General features: G+C 71.5%; 13 protein-coding genes and 2 pseudogenes. 5 read left to right on the forward strand and 10 right to left on the reverse strand.

Annotated elements, in window-relative coordinates; all coding sequences use genetic code 11:
• Nucleotides 1-30: 30 nt before the first annotated feature.
• Nucleotides 31-1,056, forward strand: a complete 1,026-nt coding sequence (locus ABTX62_RS34330; RefSeq protein ID WP_352119844.1) for an ATP-dependent 6-phosphofructokinase — start codon at nt 31-33, stop codon at nt 1,054-1,056.
• Here the strand turns inward: ABTX62_RS34330 and ABTX62_RS34335 are convergent.
• From ABTX62_RS34335 to ABTX62_RS34345, 3 genes are all read right to left on the reverse strand, one after another.
• On the reverse strand, nt 1,053-1,820 hold the full coding sequence (locus ABTX62_RS34335) for an XRE family transcriptional regulator (protein ID WP_352119845.1): 768 nt from the start codon (nt 1,818-1,820) through the stop codon (nt 1,053-1,055). The genes ABTX62_RS34330 and ABTX62_RS34335 overlap by 4 nt on opposite strands.
• A gap of 437 nt (nt 1,821-2,257) precedes the next feature.
• Nucleotides 2,258-2,947 (reverse strand): response regulator, encoded by a 690-nt coding sequence (locus tag ABTX62_RS34340; RefSeq protein WP_352119846.1) that lies wholly within the window; start codon nt 2,945-2,947, stop codon nt 2,258-2,260.
• On the reverse strand, nt 2,944-4,617 hold the full coding sequence (locus ABTX62_RS34345) for a sensor histidine kinase (RefSeq protein WP_352119847.1): 1,674 nt from the start codon (nt 4,615-4,617) through the stop codon (nt 2,944-2,946). The genes ABTX62_RS34340 and ABTX62_RS34345 overlap by 4 nt, the downstream gene beginning before the upstream one ends.
• 179 nt (nt 4,618-4,796) lie before the next feature.
• On the opposite strand from ABTX62_RS34345, the gene ABTX62_RS34350 reads away from it, so the two are divergent.
• On the forward strand, nt 4,797-6,194 hold the full coding sequence (locus ABTX62_RS34350; RefSeq protein WP_352119848.1) for a cation:dicarboxylate symporter family transporter: 1,398 nt from the start codon (nt 4,797-4,799) through the stop codon (nt 6,192-6,194).
• 93 nt (nt 6,195-6,287) lie between these two features.
• On the opposite strand, the gene ABTX62_RS34355 is transcribed toward ABTX62_RS34350, so the two are convergent.
• The gene (locus tag ABTX62_RS34355; RefSeq protein WP_352119849.1) at nt 6,288-6,902 is read right to left on the reverse strand and encodes a TetR/AcrR family transcriptional regulator; all 615 of its coding nucleotides are present in this window, start codon (nt 6,900-6,902) and stop codon (nt 6,288-6,290) included.
• Between the two features lie 109 nt (nt 6,903-7,011).
• On the opposite strand from ABTX62_RS34355, the gene ABTX62_RS34360 reads away from it, so the two are divergent.
• The 3 genes and pseudogenes from ABTX62_RS34360 (at nt 7,012) to ABTX62_RS34370 (ending at nt 11,178) form a co-directional block, all read left to right on the forward strand.
• Nucleotides 7,012-8,685, forward strand: coding sequence for a DHA2 family efflux MFS transporter permease subunit (locus tag ABTX62_RS34360; protein WP_352119850.1), 1,674 nt, complete (start codon nt 7,012-7,014; stop codon nt 8,683-8,685).
• A gap of 6 nt (nt 8,686-8,691) precedes the next feature.
• A pseudogene (locus ABTX62_RS34365) lies at nt 8,692-8,766 on the forward strand (thiol reductase thioredoxin); the annotation flags it as partial.
• 132 nt (nt 8,767-8,898) lie between these two features.
• Nucleotides 8,899-11,178, forward strand: a complete 2,280-nt coding sequence (locus ABTX62_RS34370; RefSeq protein ID WP_352119858.1) for a HelD family protein — start codon at nt 8,899-8,901, stop codon at nt 11,176-11,178.
• Nucleotides 11,179-11,223: 45 nt separating this feature from the next.
• On the opposite strand, the gene ABTX62_RS34375 is transcribed toward ABTX62_RS34370, so the two are convergent.
• From ABTX62_RS34375 to ABTX62_RS34400, 6 genes and pseudogenes are all read right to left on the reverse strand, one after another.
• Entirely contained in the window at nt 11,224-11,634 is a 411-nt protein-coding gene (locus ABTX62_RS34375) for a hypothetical protein (protein ID WP_352119851.1), read from the reverse strand.
• On the reverse strand, nt 11,631-12,095 hold the full coding sequence (locus ABTX62_RS34380; RefSeq protein ID WP_352119852.1) for a hypothetical protein: 465 nt from the start codon (nt 12,093-12,095) through the stop codon (nt 11,631-11,633). The genes ABTX62_RS34375 and ABTX62_RS34380 overlap by 4 nt, the downstream gene beginning before the upstream one ends.
• A 128-nt stretch (nt 12,096-12,223) precedes the next feature.
• Complete coding sequence (gene glgB, locus ABTX62_RS34385) at nt 12,224-15,076, reverse strand: 1,4-alpha-glucan branching enzyme (protein ID WP_352119853.1); 2,853 nt, start codon at nt 15,074-15,076, stop codon at nt 12,224-12,226.
• Nucleotides 15,077-15,104: 28 nt separating this feature from the next.
• A complete protein-coding gene (locus ABTX62_RS34390) occupies nt 15,105-16,547 on the reverse strand; it encodes a maltokinase N-terminal cap-like domain-containing protein (RefSeq protein WP_352119854.1) in 1,443 nt (480 codons plus the stop codon).
• Nucleotides 16,548-16,738: 191 nt separating this feature from the next.
• Nucleotides 16,739-18,439 (reverse strand): maltose alpha-D-glucosyltransferase, encoded by a 1,701-nt coding sequence (gene treS / locus ABTX62_RS34395; protein WP_352119855.1) that lies wholly within the window; start codon nt 18,437-18,439, stop codon nt 16,739-16,741.
• Nucleotides 18,436-18,870 (reverse strand): annotated as a pseudogene (locus ABTX62_RS34400) (DUF3459 domain-containing protein); the annotation flags it as partial. The pseudogene ABTX62_RS34400 and the gene treS, both read right to left, overlap by 4 nt.

The raw sequence follows: 18,870 nt of genomic DNA on the forward strand, positions 1-18,870 counted from the left end.
GTGTCAACAGCGAGCAGGAGACACAGCACGATGCGTATCGGAGTTCTCACCGCAGGCGGCGACTGCCCCGGCCTGAACGCCGTGATCCGGTCGGTCGTGCACCGGGCGGTCGACAACTACGGCGACGAGGTCATCGGCTTCGAGGACGGCTACGCGGGCCTGCTCGACGGCCGCTACCGCTCCCTCGATCTGAACGCGGTCAGCGGCATCCTGGCCCGCGGCGGGACCATCCTCGGCTCGTCCCGGCTGGAGCGCGACCGGCTCCGGGAGGCGTGCGAGAACGCCTCCGACATGATCCACGAGTTCGGGATCGACGCGCTGATCCCGATCGGCGGCGAGGGCACGCTGACGGCCGCACGCATGCTGAGCGACGCGGGCCTGCCCGTCGTGGGCGTCCCGAAGACGATCGACAACGACATCTCCTCCACGGACCGCACCTTCGGTTTCGACACCGCGGTGGGGGTCGCCACCGAGGCGATGGACCGGCTGAAGACCACCGCCGAGTCCCACCAGCGGGTGATGGTGGTGGAGGTCATGGGCCGGCACGCCGGCTGGATCGCGCTGGAGTCCGGCATGGCCGCCGGCGCGCACGGGATCTGCCTGCCGGAGCGCCCGTTCGACCCGGCCGACCTCGTGAAGATGGTCGAGGAGCGCTTCGCCCGCGGCAAGAAGTTCGCGGTGGTCTGCGTCGCTGAGGGCGCCCACCCCGCCGAAGGCACCATGGACTACGTCAAGGGCGCCATAGACAAGTTCGGCCACGAGCGCTTCCAGGGCATCGGCACCGCCCTCGCGCATGAGCTGGAGCGGCGCCTCGGCAAGGAGGCCAAGCCGGTCATCCTCGGCCACATCCAGCGCGGTGGTGTGCCGACCGCCTACGACCGGGTGCTCGCCACGCGGTTCGGCTGGCACGCGGTGGAGGCGGCGCACCAGGGGAGGTTCGGCCGGATGACCGCTCTGCGCGGGACGGACATCGTGATGGTCCCGCTGGCGGAGGCCGTGACCGAGCTGAAGACGGTGCCGAAGGACCGGATGGACGAGGCCGAGTCGGTTTTCTAGACGCCGTTCCCCCGGCCGGTCTCCAGGCGGGTGTCGTCCTGGAGCTTCGCCCAGAAGTGCTCCACGATGCGCTCCAGGAAGTCCTGTCCGGCGCCGCCCGCGTCACCGCTGCCGCCGCCCCAGCTCAGGGTGGCGGCCATGTGCCCCTGGTAGTCCTCGTGCAGGGCCCGCAGGGCGTCCTCCAGGAACCGCCGGTGCAGGGGCACGACTTTGGCCACCGGGCGGACATAGGCCTGCCAGCGGGTGGTGGCGGCGCTGCGCAGCAGGTCGCCGAGCTTGGCGTCCTTGCCGGTGACGGTGACGAAGTCGGGCAGTCCCAGCCGGAGCAGATCGGCCAGGGCGGCGGACTGGCGGTCGGTACCGCGCCAGGCGTCGGTCTCCTCCATGCGCAGATACGCGTGCACGTCGTGCCCCACGGCCCGGGCCACGTCCTCCGGGGCGAGGCAGCGGGCGATGCGGTGTTCGCGCAGGGTGCGCGGTCTGCCGATGAGCTCGGCGGGCGAGCACCACAGCACGCCAGCCAGCGCCGTGAGCTCGGCGTCGGTCGGGGCGGCGGCCCCGCGTTCCCAGGCCATCACGTGGTCCGGGGTGACGTGGGGATGCCCGTACGAGACGCGCATGCCGTGGGCGACGTGCTCGGGTGCCATGCCGAGGGCCGCGCGCAGCCGGCGGGCGGCGGGGGCGTTGAAGGGCGGGGGCGTCGGGGCGGTCCGCGGCGGGGGAAGGGGCGGGGGCTGGCCCGGTCGGGCTGAAGGTCGGCGCACGGCCCACAAGCTAGGGCGGCGGGAGGGGCCTGACTACGGTCTGTTCGGCCAGGATCACGGATTGTAGGAAGCTACGGCTACCGGCGGGTTCGACCGGGGTTGAAGATCGTCGGTCGGCCGGTGCGGAGCGGGGCGAGGAGGGCGCCGGGGCCCGGCGGCCGCGGGCCCGAAAGGCCATGACCCGCGTAAAAGGCAAGCTCAAGGGGCATATGCGCGAGTTTCTTCCCGCGTCGCACTTCTGGCACCTCACGACCGTGGGGGCGGGGCGGGGCGCCTCAGGTGTCGCCCAGGTGGGCGGACATCGAAGGGGAGTGCGTCATGGCCGACACCTCGACGGGGCGGGTGAAGTGGCCGGGACGGGTGGGTCGTGAACCCGAGTCGAGTGGTCTGGCCGGGTCGATGCGTGCGCGGCGGTTCGACGGGCGGCTGAGGGACCGTCACTGGCCCGTGACCCAGCGGTACCGCAACTCCGGTCGGCCCACCGTGCCGTACTGCGGGCGGCGGGCCGCGCGGCCCGCGTCGACGAGATGCTCCAGATAACGGCGGGCCGTGATCCGGGAGATGCCCACGGTCTCCGCGACTCCCGCGGCCGTGAGGCCCTCCGCGCAGTCGCGCAGGGCCTCCGTCACCCGCTCCAGCGTCGGCGCGCTCAGCCCCTTGGGCAGGGCGGCCGGGCCCGGCGCGCGCAGGGCCGCGAGCGCCCGGTCCACCTCGTCCTGACCGCTGGCCTCGCCGACCGCCGCGTGGAAGTCGGCGTAGCGCACCAGGCGGTCGCGCAGGGTCGCGAAGGTGAACGGCTTCAGGACGTACTGCACGACCCCCAGCGAGACGCCCTCGCGCACGACGGCCAGGTCGCGCGCCGAGGTCACCGCTATGACGTCCGCGTGGTGGCCGGCCGTCCTGAGGGACCGGGCCAGTTGCAGCCCGTGCACGTCCGGCAGGTGCAGATCGAGCAGAAGGAGGTCCACCGGGGTGCGCTCCAGGACCCGGCGGGCCTCCGCACCCGAGTGCGCCTTGCCCACGGCCACGAACCCGGGCACCCGGCCGACGTACATCACGTGCGCGTCGGCGGCGACCGGGTCGTCCTCGACCACCAGCACCCGGATGGCCTGCTCGGTGTCCGTCATGTGTCGCCTCCGCCGCCTCTGGCCGCCGTGGCCCCGGATGTCACGCCCGCGCCCGCCGTCGGCCCGGGCTCCCGCAGCGGCAGCCGCACCTCGAACGCCGCCCCGCCCCCGTCGGCCCCCGTCACCGTCAGGGAGCCCTCGTGCCGCTGCGCCGCCTGCCGTACGAGCGCCAGCCCGAGGCCCCGGCCGCCCGGGCCCGCCGGCTTCGTCGTGAAGCCGCGCTGGAAGACCGCCTCGGCGTGCTCGGGATCCACGCCCGGGCCCGTGTCGGAGACCCGCAGCACCAGCTCCGGGGTGTCCCCGGCGTCGCGGGTGTACGCCGCCACCGTCACCCGGGCCCGCGCGCTGCCCTGCGCCGCGTCCACGGCGTTGTCGATCAGGTTGCCGAGGATGGTCACCAGGTCCCGCGCGGGCAGGGTCGCCGGCAGCAGGCCGTCGTCCAGGCTGCTGTCCTCCGACACCATCAGCTCCACGCCCCGCTCGTTCGCCTGGGCCGTCTTGCCCAGCAGCAGCGCCGCGAGCACCGGCTCGCTCACCGCCGCCACGACCTGGTCGGTCAGTGCCTGCGCCAGCTCCAGCTCGGCCGTCGCGAACTCCACCGCCTCCTCCGCCCGGCCCAGCTCGATCAGCGAGACGACCGTGTGCAGCCGGTTCGCCGCCTCGTGGGCCTGGGAGCGCAGTGCCTGTGTGAAGCCCCGCTCGGAGTCCAACTCGCCCATCAGCGACTGGAGTTCGGTGACATCGCGCAGCGTGACGACCGTACCGCGCCGCTCGCCGCCCGACACCGGTGAGGTGTTGACGACCAAGACCCGGGACGCCGTCAGATGCACCTCGTCCACCCGTGGCTCCGACGCCAGCAGGGCGCCCGTCAGCGGGGCCGGCAGCCCCAGCTCCGCCACCGACCTGCCCACCACGTCCCCGGCCACGCCGAGCAACTCCCGACCTCCGTCGTTGATCAGCGCCACACGGTACTGCCCGTCCAGCATCAGCAGGCCCTCGCGTACGGCGTGCAGGGCGGCCTGATGGTAGTCGTGCATCCGGCTGAGCTCGGTCGCGTTCATGCCGTGGGTGTGGCGGCGCAGCCGGGCGTTGATGACGTAGGTGCCGACCGCGCCCAGCGCCAGCGCGCCCGCCGCGACGCCGAGCAGGGCCGTCAGCTGGTCCTGGACCCGCTGGGTGATCTGGTCGACGCGGATCCCCGCGCTGACCAGGCCGACCACCTTCCGGCCGTCCCAGATCGGGGTGACGGCCCGGACCGACGGGCCGAGCGTGCCGGTGTAGGTCTCGGTGAAGGTCTGGCCCTTCAGGGCCCGCTCGGTGTGGCCCTGGAAGGTCCGGCCGATCTGCCGGGGGTCGGGGTGCGTCCAGCGGATGGCCCGCGGGTCCATGATCGTGACGAAGTCGACCTCGGTGTCCCGCATCACCTTCAGCGCGTACGGCTGGAGCTCGACCGTCGGATCGCTGGTGCGGGTCGCCGCCAGCACGGACGGGGAGTCCGCGACGGACCGCGCCACCGCCCTGGCCTGGCGCGCCGCCGCCTCCTCGGCCTGATTGCGGTCGCTGACATAGGTGAACAGCGCGTATCCGGCCACGACGACCGCTATCAGCACGGCCTGCATGGCGAAGAGCTGGCCCGCCAGACTGCGGGGACCGGGGACGGTGAGGCGCATGCCGTCAGTCTGCACCGTGGCTGATTGTGAACTAAATGAACGGAAGGGTGACCGCGCTCACAGAGCAGGACATAGTCACGGGCATTCCCCATAACGCATCCCCCGGGAGCCCCGCTCCCTTTCCCCCGGACGTGAGCCGCACGCCGGTGATGCCGACGACGTCGTCAAGGAGGGCCACCGTGACCAGCGCAGCCGATACGGCACCTGCCGCACCCAAAGCCAAGCGGGACCGTACGCACTATCTCTACATCGCGGTGATCATCGCGGTCGCCGCCGGTATCGCGGTGGGTCTGGCCGCACCGGACTTCGCGCAGGGGCTGAAGCCCATCGGTACGGGGTTCGTGGCCCTGATCAAGATGATGATCTCGCCGATCATCTTCTGCACGATCGTGCTGGGCATCGGCTCGGTGCGCAAGGCCGCCAAGGTCGGCGCCGTCGGCGGTATCGCCCTGAGCTACTTCATGGTGATGTCGCTGGTCGCGCTGGGCATCGGCCTGGTCGTCGGCAACATCCTGGAGCCGGGCACCGGCCTCGCGGTGACCGACGCGGTCAAGGACGTCGGTCACGCGCAGGTCGACGCCGAGGCGAAGGGCACCACTGAGTTCCTGCTCGGGATCATCCCGACCACGATCGTGTCGGCCTTCACCAACGAGTCGGTCCTGCAGACCCTGCTGATCGCCCTGCTCGCGGGCTTCGCGCTGCAGAGCATGGGCGCGGCCGGGCAGCCGATCCTGCGCGGCATCGAGCACATCCAGCGACTCGTCTTCCGCATCCTCGCCATGGTGATGTGGGCCGCCCCGATCGGTGCCTTCGGCGCCATCGCCGCCGTCACCGGCTCCGCCGGCGTGGACGCGCTCAAGAGCCTCGCCGTGCTGATGCTCGGCTTCTACGTCACCTGTTTCCTGTTCGTCTTCATCGTGCTCGGCGCCCTGCTGCGGGCCGTCTCCGGCCTGAACATCTTCGCCCTGTTCAAGTACCTGGGCCGCGAGTTCCTGCTGATCCTGTCCACGTCCTCCTCCGAGTCCGCGCTGCCGCGGCTCATCGCCAAGATGGAGCACCTGGGCATCAGCAAGCCGGTGGTCGGCATCACCGTCCCGACCGGCTACTCCTTCAACCTCGACGGCACCATGATCTACATGACCATGGCCTCGCTGTTCATCGCCGACGCCATGGGCACGCCGATGTCGATCGGCGAGCAGATCCCGCTGCTGCTCTTCCTGCTGGTCGCCTCCAAGGGCGCCGCCGGCGTCACCGGCGCCGGCCTCGCGACGCTGGCCGGCGGTCTGCAGTCGCACAAGCCGGCCCTGGTGGACGGCATCGGCCTCATCGTCGGCATCGACCGCTTCATGAGCGAGGCCCGCGCCCTGACCAACTTCGCCGGCAACGCCGTGGCCACCGTGCTGATCGGCACCTGGACGAAGGAGATCGACAAGGACCGCGTGAACCAGGTCCTCGCCGGTCGACTGCCCTTCGACGAGAAGACGCTGCTGGACGACGGTCACGGCGGCCCGGCCGAGGACCACGTCGAGGCCGAGGTGCCCGACCGGGGCGGTGAGAAGGAGCTGGCGAAGGCCTGAGGGCCGCGCCGCCCCCGCGAGACTCCGGGCGGCTGGGTGTCCCCCCGTCGCTCAGCCGCCCGGTTCGTCCTTCAGGACGATCCTTCAGCACGATCAAGCGTTCAGTTTCGCCACCAGCCCGGTGGCCTTCGAGGCGGGCACGCCCGCCGCGGTCAGCACGGTGACCGCGGCGCAGCGGCCCGCCTCTTGTGCTGCCAGCAGACCGTCGTTCACCGCCTCCATCACCGCGAACAGCATCTGCTCGTGCACATAGGCCAGGGCCGGGGCCGGCAGCGGTGAGCTGAAGACACCCTCGTCCAGCCCGTGCTGCAGCAGCCTGATGCTCTCCCGCCGGACCGGGGCGAGCCGCTCCCGGATGCCCTGCACGGTGACCGTGCGCTGGGCGAGCGCGACCAGCAGCCGGTAGCGGTCGGCGATCGACCACACCGCCAGCACCGATCGCGCCACCGCCTCCGCCGGATCCCGCACGTCCGCGCGGCCCGCCGCGTGCGCGGCCGACAGCGCCTCCACGGCCTCGTCGACGAGTGTGCCGATGAGCGCCTCGCGGGTCGGGAAGTGCCCGTACACCGTTCGCCGTACGACGCCCGCGGCCCGCGCGATCTGGTCCATGGACGCGTCGGGGTCGCGCAGCAGCTCGGCGAGGGCGACGTCGAGAAGACGGCGGCGGTTGGCGTCGGCGCGGCTGGTACCCGTGGTCATGGACGTCATTGTGCCCCTTCCCGCATCGAGTTGCACAGTAGTGTGCAACGGCGTAGATTGCACAGCGTTGTGTAAATGCACATCCATGTGCAATTCAGCGAGGAAGGCAACCCCTGCCATGCGACTCGTCATGAACGAACCGGCCGAGAGGATGGACCGCCCCTACGCACGCCGCTGGTGGGCGCTCCTCGTGCTCTGCCTGAGCCTGCTGATCATCGTGATGGCGAACACCGCCCTCACCGTCGCCGCGCCCGCCATGACCGAGGACCTCGGGCTGTCCAGCGCCGACCTGCAGTGGGTGATCGACGGCTACACCGTCCCCTACGCCGCGCTGATGCTGCTGCTCGGCGCGATAGGCGACAAGTACAGCCGCCGGGGCGCGCTCGTGCTCGGGCTGGTCGTGTTCGCGGGCGGCTCCGTCTTCGGCTTCCTCGCCGACAGCTCCACGACGGTCATCGCCGCACGGGCCGTGATGGGCGTCGGCGCCGCGATGATCATGCCCGCCACGCTGTCCCTGCTCGCCGCGACCTTCCCGCGCGCCGAACGGGCCAAGGCCATCACCCTGTGGACCGCCACGGCCGGGCTCGCCATCGCCGCCGGACCGCTGGTCGCCGGGGCGCTGCTGGAGGACCACGGATGGTCCTCGACGTTCCTCATCAACGTCCCCGTCGCGGTCCTGGCCCTCGTCGGCGCCCTCGTCCTCGTACCGCCGTCCCAGGCCGCCGACCGCGGGCGCATCGATTACGGCGGCGGACTGCTGTCGGTGGTGTGGATCGCCGCGCTGGTCTACATGATCATCGAGGGTCCGCACTTCGGCTGGGGCGTCAGGGCCGTCACGGCGGCGGTCGTCGCCGGCGCCGGGCTCGTCGCCTTCGTCCTGTGGGAGCTGCGCCACCCCCGCCCGCTCCTCGACGTCCGCCGCTTCACGGACCGCGGCTTCGCCGGTTCCAACCTCGCCGTCGCCCTGTTCTTCCTCGCGGTCTTCGGGGCCTTCTACTACCTGACGCAGCACCTCCAGTTCGTCCTCGGCTACGACGCCCTGGACACGGGGCTGCGCATGCTGCCGCTGGCGGGCGCCGTGTTCGTCGGGGCGGCCCTCACCGGCTTCCTCACGCCCCGGGTCGGCATGAAGTGGACCGTCACGGCCGGCATGGTCGGCGGCACGGCCGCCCTGGCGCTGCTCACCCGGGCCGACGCCGGTTCGTCGTACGGCGACTTCGTCGCGCCTCTCGTCGTCCTCGGCCTCTCCATCGGGCTCGCGCTCTCGCCCTGCACGGACGCGATCATGGGGGCGTTCCCGGAGTCCGAGCTGGGCGTCGGCGGCGCCGTGAACGACACGTCGCTGGAGCTCGGCGGTTCGCTGGGCATCGCCATCCTGGGCTCGCTGCTGGCGACGTCGTACTCCGGGCACCTCTCCGACGCGACGGCCGGCGGCAAGCTCCCCCCTTCCTCCCTGGCCACGGCCCAGGACTCCGTCGGGGCCGGGTACGCCGTCGCCCACGGCATCGGCGACAAGGCCCGGCAGCTCGCCGAGCGGGCCGCGCACACCAGCGACCCCCAGCAGGCGGAGCGGCTCCGGTCGCAGGCCGACCGACTGGGCGGGGACGCGCGGCAGATGGCCGACGCGGTCGGGTCCGCGTTCTCCGACGCGGTCGCGCACACCAGCCTGATCGGGGCGGTGATCCTGGGCGCCGGCACGGTGGTGGTGGCGCTGCTGCTGCCCGGCAGGGCGAAGCCCGCCGACGAGCCCGCGCAGGAGAACAAGGAACTGGAGTCCGCCGGGACCCGCTAGGACGCGGGGAGCCCCGTGAAGTCGATGGTCGGCGCGCGGCCCAGGCGGCGGCTGCTGGAGGAGCTCGCCGACGTGCTGTAGAGACCGCCCCGTATGCGCCCGACATGAGGAAATCCCCCGAGCAATTGCGCTCGGGGGATTTCCTTGCGTATATTTGTTTGTTCGTGCCTTCAAGCTGATTGGAGGCATGGTGAAGTTCAGTGAGCACAGTATATCCGGGCGGGAGTGGAATTGTCAAACACCGAATTTCCGGACGATGAATTGCGCCAGGAACAGGAATTCATCGACACGTTGTACGCGCGCGTGGACGCGCTGCGCGGCGACGCCGAGACCTCCGTCACGGACGCCCTCGCGCAGGGCAACGCCCCCATGCAGGCCAGACTCGAGCGGGACATCCTGGTAGCCGAGCGCTCCGGGCTGCTCGCCGCGCTGAACGCGGTCGACGGCTCCCTGTGCTTCGGCCGGATCGACCTCACTTCGGGCGTCACCCACCACATCGGCCGGATCGGGCTGCGCACCGACGACGCCGAGCGCACCCCCGTCCTGATCGACTGGCGCGCCGACGTCGCCCGGCCCTTCTACCTGGCCACCGGCCACACCCCGATGGGCCTCAGGCGCCGGCGGCACATCGCCACCGACGGCCGCAGGGTCACCCGGCTGCACGACGAACTCCTCGACCTCGGCGACCGGACCCGCACCGGCCACGAGGACCCGACGGGCGACGCCGTCCTGCTCGCCGCCCTCGACTCCGCGCGCACCGGCCGCATGAGCGACATCGTGCAGACCATCCAGGCCGACCAGGACCGCATCATCCGCGCCCCGCACCGCGGCGTGCTCGTCGTGGAGGGCGGCCCGGGCACCGGCAAGACGGCCGTCGCCCTGCACCGTGCCGCCTACCTGCTCTACGAGCACCGGGAACTGCTCGCCAAGCGGGCGGTGCTGATCGTCGGGCCCAATCCGGCGTTCCTCGGCTACATCGGCGAGGTGCTGCCCTCCCTCGGCGAGACCGGCGTGCTCCTCGCGACCGTCGGCGAGCTGTACCCCGGCGTGAAGGCGACCGCCACCGACACGCCCGAGGCGGCCGCCGTGAAGGGCCGCGCCGGCATGGCCGACGTGCTCGCCGAGGTCGTCCGCAGCCGGCAGGCGCTGCCCGACCCGGTGATCGCCATCGAGCACGACCGCGAGGTCCTCATGCTCGACGACGGCCTGGTGGGCGTCGCGCGTGACCGCGCCCGCGGTGCCGAGCTGCCGCACAACGCCGCCCGGGAGCACTTCGAGGGGCACATCCTCAACGCCCTCACCGACCTGTACGCCGAGCGGATCGGCACCGACCCCTTCGACGGGTCCAGCCTGCTCGACCCCAGCGACATCACCCAGATCCGCGACGACCTCGCCGAGAATCCCGAAGTGTGGTCCGCCATCGACCGGTTGTGGCCGGTGCTCACCCCGCAACGGCTCGTGGCCGACTTCCTCGCCGCCCCGGAGGAGTTCCTGCCCCCCGAGGACGCCGACGCGGTACGGCGCCCCGTGACCCGGCGCTGGACGGTGGCGGACGTGCCGCTGCTCGACGAGGCCGCCGAGCTCCTCGGCGACGACGACCGGCTCGCCCGCGAGCGCGCCCAGCGCGAGCGGGAGCAGCAGATCGCCTATGCGCAGGGCGTGCTGGAGGTGTCCTACGCGTCCCGTACCTACGAGTTCGAGGACAAGGAGGAGGGCGACCCCGAGAGCTCCGAGGTGCTCTCCGCGCACGACATCATCGACGCCGAGCGGTTCGCCGAACGGCACGAGGAGGACGACCACCGCAGCGCCGCCGAGCGGGCCGCCGCCGACCGCACCTGGGCGTTCGGGCACATCATCGTCGACGAGGCGCAGGAACTGTCGCCGATGGCGTGGCGGCTGCTGATGCGGCGCAGCCCGACCCGATCGATGACCCTGGTCGGCGACCCGGCGCAGACCGCGGAGGCGGCCGGGGTCGGCTCCTGGTCGGACATCCTCTCCCCGTACGTGGAGGACCGCTGGGAGCACACCCGCCTGGGCGTCAACTACCGCACCCCGGCCGAGATCATGGACGTCGCGGCGGCCGTGGTGCGCGCCGAGCACCCCGGGTTCGAACCGCCCAGCTCCGTCCGCTCCACGGGCGTACGCCCCTGGGCCCGCGCCACCGACGACCTTCCGGGCGCCGTCGCCGAGGCGGTCGAGGAGCTCACCCCGGCCGAGGGGCGGCTCGCGGTGATCGCGCCGCGCGACCTGCACCGCTCCGTCGCCGCCCGGCTGGACGGCGTCACGGCGGGCGCGGAACCCGACCTCACCCGGAACGTCGTCCTGCTCGACCCGCGCCAGGCCAAGGGTCTTGAGTTCGACTCCGTCCTCGTGGCCGAGCCCGGCCGGTACGGCACCAGCGATCTGTACGTGGCCCTGACCCGGGCCACCCAGCGGCTGGGCGTGCTGCACACCGGGGAACTGCCGAAGGCTCTGGCGGAGGCCTTCGGGTAGCGAAGCGGCCCCGCATCCGCCCCCTCCGGCCGGGTGCGGGGCCGTCTACCGCAGCAGCGACCTCGGATTACGCAGGGCGTGCCACAGCCCGGTGGCGAGCGGTACGACGGTCAGGGCGAAGAACACCCAGAACAGGAACTCGGCCCCGGGGGTGAGCTCGTAGACGGTGCCGTCCTCCCACTCGCAGTAGGCCCGCGGCGGAAACGGGGTGGAGACGCCCGATACCTGTCCGCTCCCGATGACCCCCTCCCGGTACGGCTCCCCGGGGCAGGGGGCGGTCTCCGGGAAGAGGAAGGGGTCGTCCGCCGCCATGATGAACAGCCAGGTGGCCGCGGTGAGCGGCACCGCCCAGAACACCGACGTCCTCACCCACAGCGGCAGCAGCGGATGCGCCAGCAGCCCCCGCAGGGCGACCCAGCCGACGACCAGCCCGGCGAAGAGGGGCAGCAGCGTCATGACGTCACGGCCGCCTTGCGGGCCCGCAGCTCGCTCGCGTAGCCCGCGCCGATGACGAACAGCGCGGCGGACAGGGCGAGGGACGCGCTCGCCCCGTTCATCCACACGTAGTCCGGATCGCTGGAGTAGACGGAGCCGTCCTCGCGGACGCAGTCGAAACGCAGTGGCAGGAACGAGGACCGGTGGTGGCTCAGGCCCTCCATCGTGGCCGGGTCGAAGCCGTCACGGCAGGCCGGGGCGGGCATCGAGTTCGCGCCGTCACCGAAGGCGTGCTCCGACATCAGCACGGTGGAGGCCCCCAGCGAGTACACGGCCGCCGCCGCCCACGCGGTCGCGCCCGCCGCACGGCGCATCAGATGCACCGGCCACGGCTGGGGCCGCCCGGGCAACGCCATCGCGACAACACCCGCCGCGGCGACGAGCGCGCCGACGGCACAGGCCGCGGAGACACCGAAGCCCATCAGTACGGCGGGATCTGCGAGGTGAACGGGACGGCACGCATCCGGACACCACACCAGCACCCGACCGGACAGGCTGTGACGGAGGCCATACCTCCGGTCACAGCCCTGTCACAGGAGCTCCAGGCCACCTAGGCCGGCCGGAGCCACACCGTCGCCAGCGGTGGCAGGGTGAGGCGGATGCTGGCCGGGCGGCCGTGCCAGGGCTGGGGTTCCGGTTTGACCGGGTCGGGGTTGGTGACGTCGCTGCCGCCGTAGCGGGCCGCGTCGGTGTTGACGGCCTCGTGCCAGGCGGGGACGTCCTCCGGGACGCCCAGGCGGTAGTCCTGGCGGGTGACCGGCGCGAAGTTGGACACCGCCAGCACCGGAGCGCCCTCCTGGTCCAGCCGCAGGAACGCGACGACATTGTCGTCGGCGGCGTCCCCGACGATCCACTCGAAACCGGCCGGGTCCGTGTCCAGGCGCCACAGCGCCGGGGTCGCCCGGTAGACGGTGTTCAGGTCGCGCACCAGGTCCCGCACGCCCCGGTGGTCGGGCTCGGCCCCGTAGCCCGGATCCAGCAGCCACCAGTCGGGGCCGTGCGCCTCGGACCACTCGGCACCCTGTGCGAACTCCTGCCCCATGAACAGCAGTTGCTTGCCCGGGTGGGCCCACATGAAGCCCAGGTAGGAGCGCACCCCGGCGCGCTGCTGCCACCAGTCGCCGGGCATCTTCGACACCAGGGAGCCCTTGCCGTGCACGACCTCGTCGTGGGAGATCGGCAGGACGTAGTTCTCGCTGTAGGCGTAGACCATCGAGAAGGTCAGCTCACCGTGGTGGTACTTGCGGTACACCGGCTCGTGGCTCATGTACTGGAGCGAGTCGTGCATCCAGCCCATGTTCCACTTCAGCCCGAACCCGAGGCCGCCGAAGCCGCTCGGGCCCTGGTGGTGGGTGGCCCGGGTGACACCGTCCCAGGCGGTGGACTCCTCGGCGATCGTGACCACGCCGGGCACCCTGCGGTACACCGTCGCGTTCATCTCCTGCAGGAACGCCACCGCGTCCAGGTTCTCCCGGCCACCGTGCTCGTTGGGCGTCCACTGGCCCGGCTCGCGCGAGTAGTCCAGGTAGAGCATCGAGGCCACCGCGTCCACCCGCAGGCCGTCGATGTGGAACTCCTCGCACCAGTAGACGGCGTTCGCGACGAGGAAGTTGCGCACCTCGTTGCGCCCGAAGTCGAACTCCAGCGTGCCCCAGTCGGGGTGCGCCGCCCGCAGCGGATCCGCGTGCTCGTACAGCGGTCGGCCGTCGAACTCGGCCAGCGCCCAGTCGTCCCTCGGGAAGTGCGCCGGCACCCAGTCCATGAGGACGCCGATGCCGGCCTGGTGCAGCTTGTCGACCAGGAACCGGAAGTCGTCCGGCGTGCCCAGCCGGGCCGTCGGCGCGTAGAAGCCGGTCACCTGGTAGCCCCAGGAGCCGCCGAACGGATGCTCCGCGACCGGCATCAGTTCCACGTGCGTGAAACCCAGGTTCTTCACGTACCCGGGGAGCTGCTCGGCCAGCTGGCGGTACGTCAGGCCGGGCCGCCAGGAGGGCAGATGGATCTCGTACACCGAGAACGGTGCCTCGTGCGCCGGTGCCTCGGCGCGCTGGGCCACCCACTCGGCGTCGCCCCACTCGTACTCCGAGGACGTGATGACCGACGAGGTCGCGGGCGGCACCTCCGTGCGGCGGGCCATCGGGTCGGCGCGCATCGTCCTCGAACCGTCGGGCCGGGTGATCTCGAACTTGTACAGCTCGCCCTCGCCGACGTCCGGCAGGAACAGCTCCCACACTCCGGACGAACCCAGCGAGCGCATGACGTGGCCGGTGCCGTCCCAGAAGTTGAACGTGCCGGCCACGCGCACACCGCGCGCGTTCGGCGCCCACACCGCGAACCGGGTGCCGGTCACACCCTCGTGGGTCATCGGGTGCGCGCCCAGCACCGTCCACAGCTCCTCGTGCCGGCCCTCACCGATCAGGTGCAGATCGAGGTCGCCCAGCGTGGGCAGGAAGCGGTAGGCGTCCTCGGTCTCCAGCACCGTCCCCTCGTACTCCACGACCAGCCGGTACGCGGGGACCTCGCGCAGCGGCAGCAGGCCGGAGAAGAAGCCCTCGCCGTCGGGGTGCAGTTCGGCGCGCAGCTCCCCGGCGACGACGGTCACCGACAGGGCGTAGGGCCGGAACGCCCGGAAGGCGATACCCCCGGGCACCGGATGCGCGCCGAGCACGGAGTGCGGGTCGTGGTGCGTACCGTCGAGCAGCCGCTGACGGTCCACCGCGTCCACGGCGGGCGAGACGGCGACCTCCCTCTCCGGGGGGACCACCTGGGCCGGGGCGGTCCTTCCGGCGGCGGCCGTCCCGGTGGGAGCCCTGCCCGCGGGCGCCTTCTTCGCGGGCACTTTCTTCGCGGGGGCGTCGGCGGTGGTGGCCTTCTGGACGACCGTCTTCTCGGCGGTCCCCTTCTTGGCCGTCGCCTTCGGCGTGGCCGCCCTGGCGGCCGGTGCCTTCGCGGCAGGGGACTTCGTGGCCGAGGCCTTCGTCGCGGTGGCCTTCTTCGTCACGGCCTTCTTCGTGACGGCCTTCTTGGCGGCGGCTTTGGCGGGCACCGTCTTCTCGGCCGGCGCCTTCTTCGCGGCCGTCTTCGCCGGCGTCGCCTTCTTCACCGCCGCCTTCACGGGTGGAGCCGCCTTCTCGGGAGCCGCCTTCCTGGCCACCGCCTTCTTCGCCGTCGTCTTCGTCGGCGCCGCCTTCTCGGCCGTGGCCTTCACCGCAGGTGACTGCGTGGCGGGCGTCTTCTTGACGGCGGCCTTCTTCGCGGCGGCCGTCTTCTTCGCCGCTGCCTGTTTCGGCACCGCCGTCTTCTTCGTGGCGCTCTTCTTCTGCGCGGCCGTGGGCTGCTCGGGGATTTTCTCCCCGGCGGTGCCCTTGGGATGCGAACCGCTGGACTCAGGACGGGGGGTCACGGGCGGAGCCTCCAGGACGAGGGGTCGGTCAGGTCAGGTGGCCGGACGAGGCGAGCCGGTCTATGGCGGCCAGGGGCACCGGCAGCCAGTCGGGGCGGTGCCGGGCCTCGTACACCACCTCGTAGATCGCCTTGTCCGTCTCGTAGGCCCGCAGCAGCACCGGGTCGGTGCGCGGGTCGAGGCCGGAGGCCTCCGCGTAGCCGGAGCAGTACGCGGAACGGCAGGTCTCGGCCCAGTCCGGCTGGGGAGGGTCGGCCGAACGCGCCGCGTAGTCGAAGGACCGCAGCATGCCGGCGACGTCCCGCACCGCCGGCTGCGGCATGCGCCGCTCGGCGAGCGGCCGGGCCGGCTCTCCCTCGAAGTCGATCAGCCACCACTCGCCGGACGGCGAGCGCAGACACTGCCCGAGGTGCAGATCGCCGTGCACCCGCTGCGCGGTCCAGGTGCGGCCCTCGGCGGCGAGATCGCCCAGCGCCGTGAACGCCGACCGCAGCCCACCGGCGTACGGCCGCAGGGCGGGCACCGCCTGGACGGCCGCGTCCAGGCGCTCGATCATGCCGTCGACCATCATCTGCAGCTGCATGTGACCGAGCGTGACGGTAGGCAGCGCCCGGGCCAGCGCGGTGTGCACCTCGGCGGTCGCCCGCCCCAGGGCCCGCGCCTCGGCGCCGAAGTCCTCGCCTTTGGCCAGCTCGCGCAGGGCCAGCTCCCAGCCGTCGGAGGCGCCCTGCAGGAACGGCTGGAGCACCCCGAGGACGTACGGCTGGCCGACGGGGTCGCCCGGGCCCGCGGTGACGACCGGGTCCGCCGTGGGAGGAATGTCCGCGACCATCCAGGCCGTCGGAGCGGGAACGCGGGGGCAACCCTCGCGGGCCAGCGCGAGCGGCAGCTCCAGATCGGGGTTGACCCCGGGCACGATCCGGCGCAACAGCTTCAGGATGAACGTATCTCCGTAGACGATCGACGAGTTGGACTGCTCGGCGGTCACCACCCGCGGCACCAGTCCGGAGCGGATGTCCTGCCCGGTGTCCCGGTCGAAGCGGAGCCTGCCGATACGGGCCCGGGTGCGCAGTGCCTCCAGGAGCAGCTCGGCCGGCCTGGTGTCGTGCAGGGCGTCGTAGACGGTCCGGCCGGCCAGCGGTCCCGTCGGCACATGTCCGATCAGCGCGGGCGCCAGCCGAGGCGGCAGCGCCTCGCGCACGCCTATCAGCAGCTGGTAGCAGTCACCGGGGTGACCGGGCGCACCGTGGGACGGCACCACGGGCTGGTGGGCGCGGACGAGCAGGTGGTACAGGCCCAGCTTGGACGTGGCCGGGAGCAGCTCGGTGGCCTCGACCAGGGTGAACCCGGTGACCGGTCGCCCCTTGCCCGCGAACCAGCGCTGCCGCGGCAGCCATTCCCGCAGCAGCGGATCCAGGGAGGCAAGAAGGCCGGGCGGGGTGGTGACGGTGCGTGTGACGGCTTCCGACATGGCGTCGCGTCCTTTCACCCATGTTTGGTGCGCCTCCGGCGCCTGCGGCCGGCCCCGGACGGCGCCCCTCCGGCTCACGCGGGTGGGCGGGGTGTTACTGATGCGTGCCCCGGGCGGGGCGGAGGAAACGCCCCGCCGCCGGGGTTTGCCGCCCGCCCCGCACATCAGGCCTCAACAGCCCTTTTCAGGCTTCACATGGTTTCCTTGCGAAGCCTGAACCAGTAGAACCCGTGGCCCCCGAGCGTCAGCAGGTACGGCAGCTCGCCGATCGCGGGGAAACGGACCCCGCCGAACAGCTCCACCGGGTGCCGCGCCTCGAAGGCGCTCAGGTCCAGTTCCGTGGGCTGTGCGAAACGGGAGAAGTTGTTCACGCACAGCACCAGGTCGTCCTCGTACTCCCGCAGGAACGCCAGCACCGCCGGGTTCGTCGACGGCAGCTCGGTGTACGAGCCGAGTCCGAAAGCCGGGTTCTGCTTGCGGATCTCGATCATGCGGCGGGTCCAGTGCAGCAGCGACGACGGCGAGGCCATGGACGCCTCGACGCTCGTGACCTGGTAGCCGTAGACCGGGTCCATGATCGTGGGCAGGAACAGCCGCCCCGGGTCGCACGAGGAGAACCCGGCGTTGCGGTCCGGGGTCCACTGCATCGGCGTGCGCACCGCGTCCCGGTCGCCGAGCCAGATGTTGTCGCCCATGCCGATCTCGTCGCCGTAGTACAGGATCGGCGAGCCCGGCAACGACAGCAGCAGGGCCGTGAACAGCTCGATCTGGTTGCGGTCGTTGTCCAGCAGCGGGGCCAGCCGCCTGCGGATGCCGATGTTGGCGCGCATGCGGGGGTCCTTGGCGTACTCGGCCCACATGTAGTCGCGCTCTTCGTCGGTGACCATCTCCAGCGTGAGCTCGTCGTGGTTGCGCAGGAAGATGCCCCACTGGCAGTTCGACGGAATGGCCGGTGTCTTGGCCAGGATCTCGGAGACGGGGTAGCGGGACTCGCGGCGCACGGCCATGAAGATGCGCGGCATGACCGGGAAGTGGAACGCCATGTGGCACTCGTCGCCACCGTTGGTGTAGTCGCCGAAGTAGTCGACGACGTCCTCGGGCCACTGGTTGGCCTCCGCGAGCAGCACCGTGTCCGGGTACTGCGCGTCGATCTCCTTGCGCACCCGCTTCAGGAAGTCGTGCGTCTCCGGGAGGTTCTCGCAGTTGGTGCCCTCCTGCTGGTACAGGTACGGCACCGCGTCCAGCCGGAACCCGTCGATGCCCAGGTCCAGCCAGAACTTCAGCGCGGAGATCATCTCCTCCTGCACGGCCGGGTTCTCGTAGTTGAGGTCCGGCTGGTGCGAGAAGAAGCGGTGCCAGTAGTACTGCTTGCGGATGGGGTCGTAGGTCCAGTTCGAGGCCTCGGTGTCGACGAAGATGATCCGCGCGTCCTGGAACTGCTTGTCGTCGTCGGCCCACACGTAGTAGTCGCCGTAGGGGCCGTCGGGGTCCTTCCTCGACTCCTGGAACCACGGGTGCTGGTCGCTGGTGTGGTTCATGACGAAGTCGATGATCACGCGCATGCCGCGCTGGTGTGCGGCGTCGACGAACTCCACGAAGTCGGCGAGGTCGCCGAACTCCGGCAGCACGGCCGTGTAGTCCGAGACGTCGTAGCCGCCGTCGCGCAGCGGGGACTTGAAGAACGGCGGCAGCCACAGGCAGTCGACGCCGAGCCACTGGAGGTAGTCGAGCTTGGCGGTCAGGCCCTTGAGGTCGCCGACGCCGTCGCCGTTGCTGTCCTGGAACGAGCGGACGAGCACCTCGTAGAAGACGGCGCGTTTGAACCACTCCGGGTCACGGTCCCTGGCGGGAGTGTCCTCGAAGGTGTCCGGAACGGGTTCGTTGACGATCATGTTGTGGGTGACCCTCCGATCTCCGGGGTGGACGGTCGCAGAACCGTGAAGACGTGCGCGGGCCTGCGGCCCGGTTCGAGGCGCACATAGTTGGCCCTGCCCCAGTGGTAGGTCTCGCCGGTGAGCTCGTCGCGCACCGGCACCGACTCGTGCCAGGCCAGGCCGAGTTGCGGCATGTCCAACGAGACCGTGGCCTCCTGGGTGTGGTGGGGGTCGAGGTTCGCGACCACCAGAACCGTGTTCGAACCCTTCCGCTTCGAGTAGGCGATCACCGCTTCCTGGTCGGCGTGGTGGAAGTGCAGGTCGCGCAGCTGCTGGAGGGCCGGGTTCTCCCGCCGGACGGTGTTGAGCCGGGTCAGCAGCGCGGTGATGGTGCGGCCCTCACGTTCGGCCGCTTCCCAGTCACGGTGCCTGAGCTGGTACTTCTCCGA

The sequence above is a fragment of the Streptomyces sp. NPDC096046 genome, assembly GCF_040303285.1.
In the GTDB taxonomy this organism is placed as follows: Bacteria; Actinomycetota; Actinomycetes; order Streptomycetales; family Streptomycetaceae; genus Streptomyces.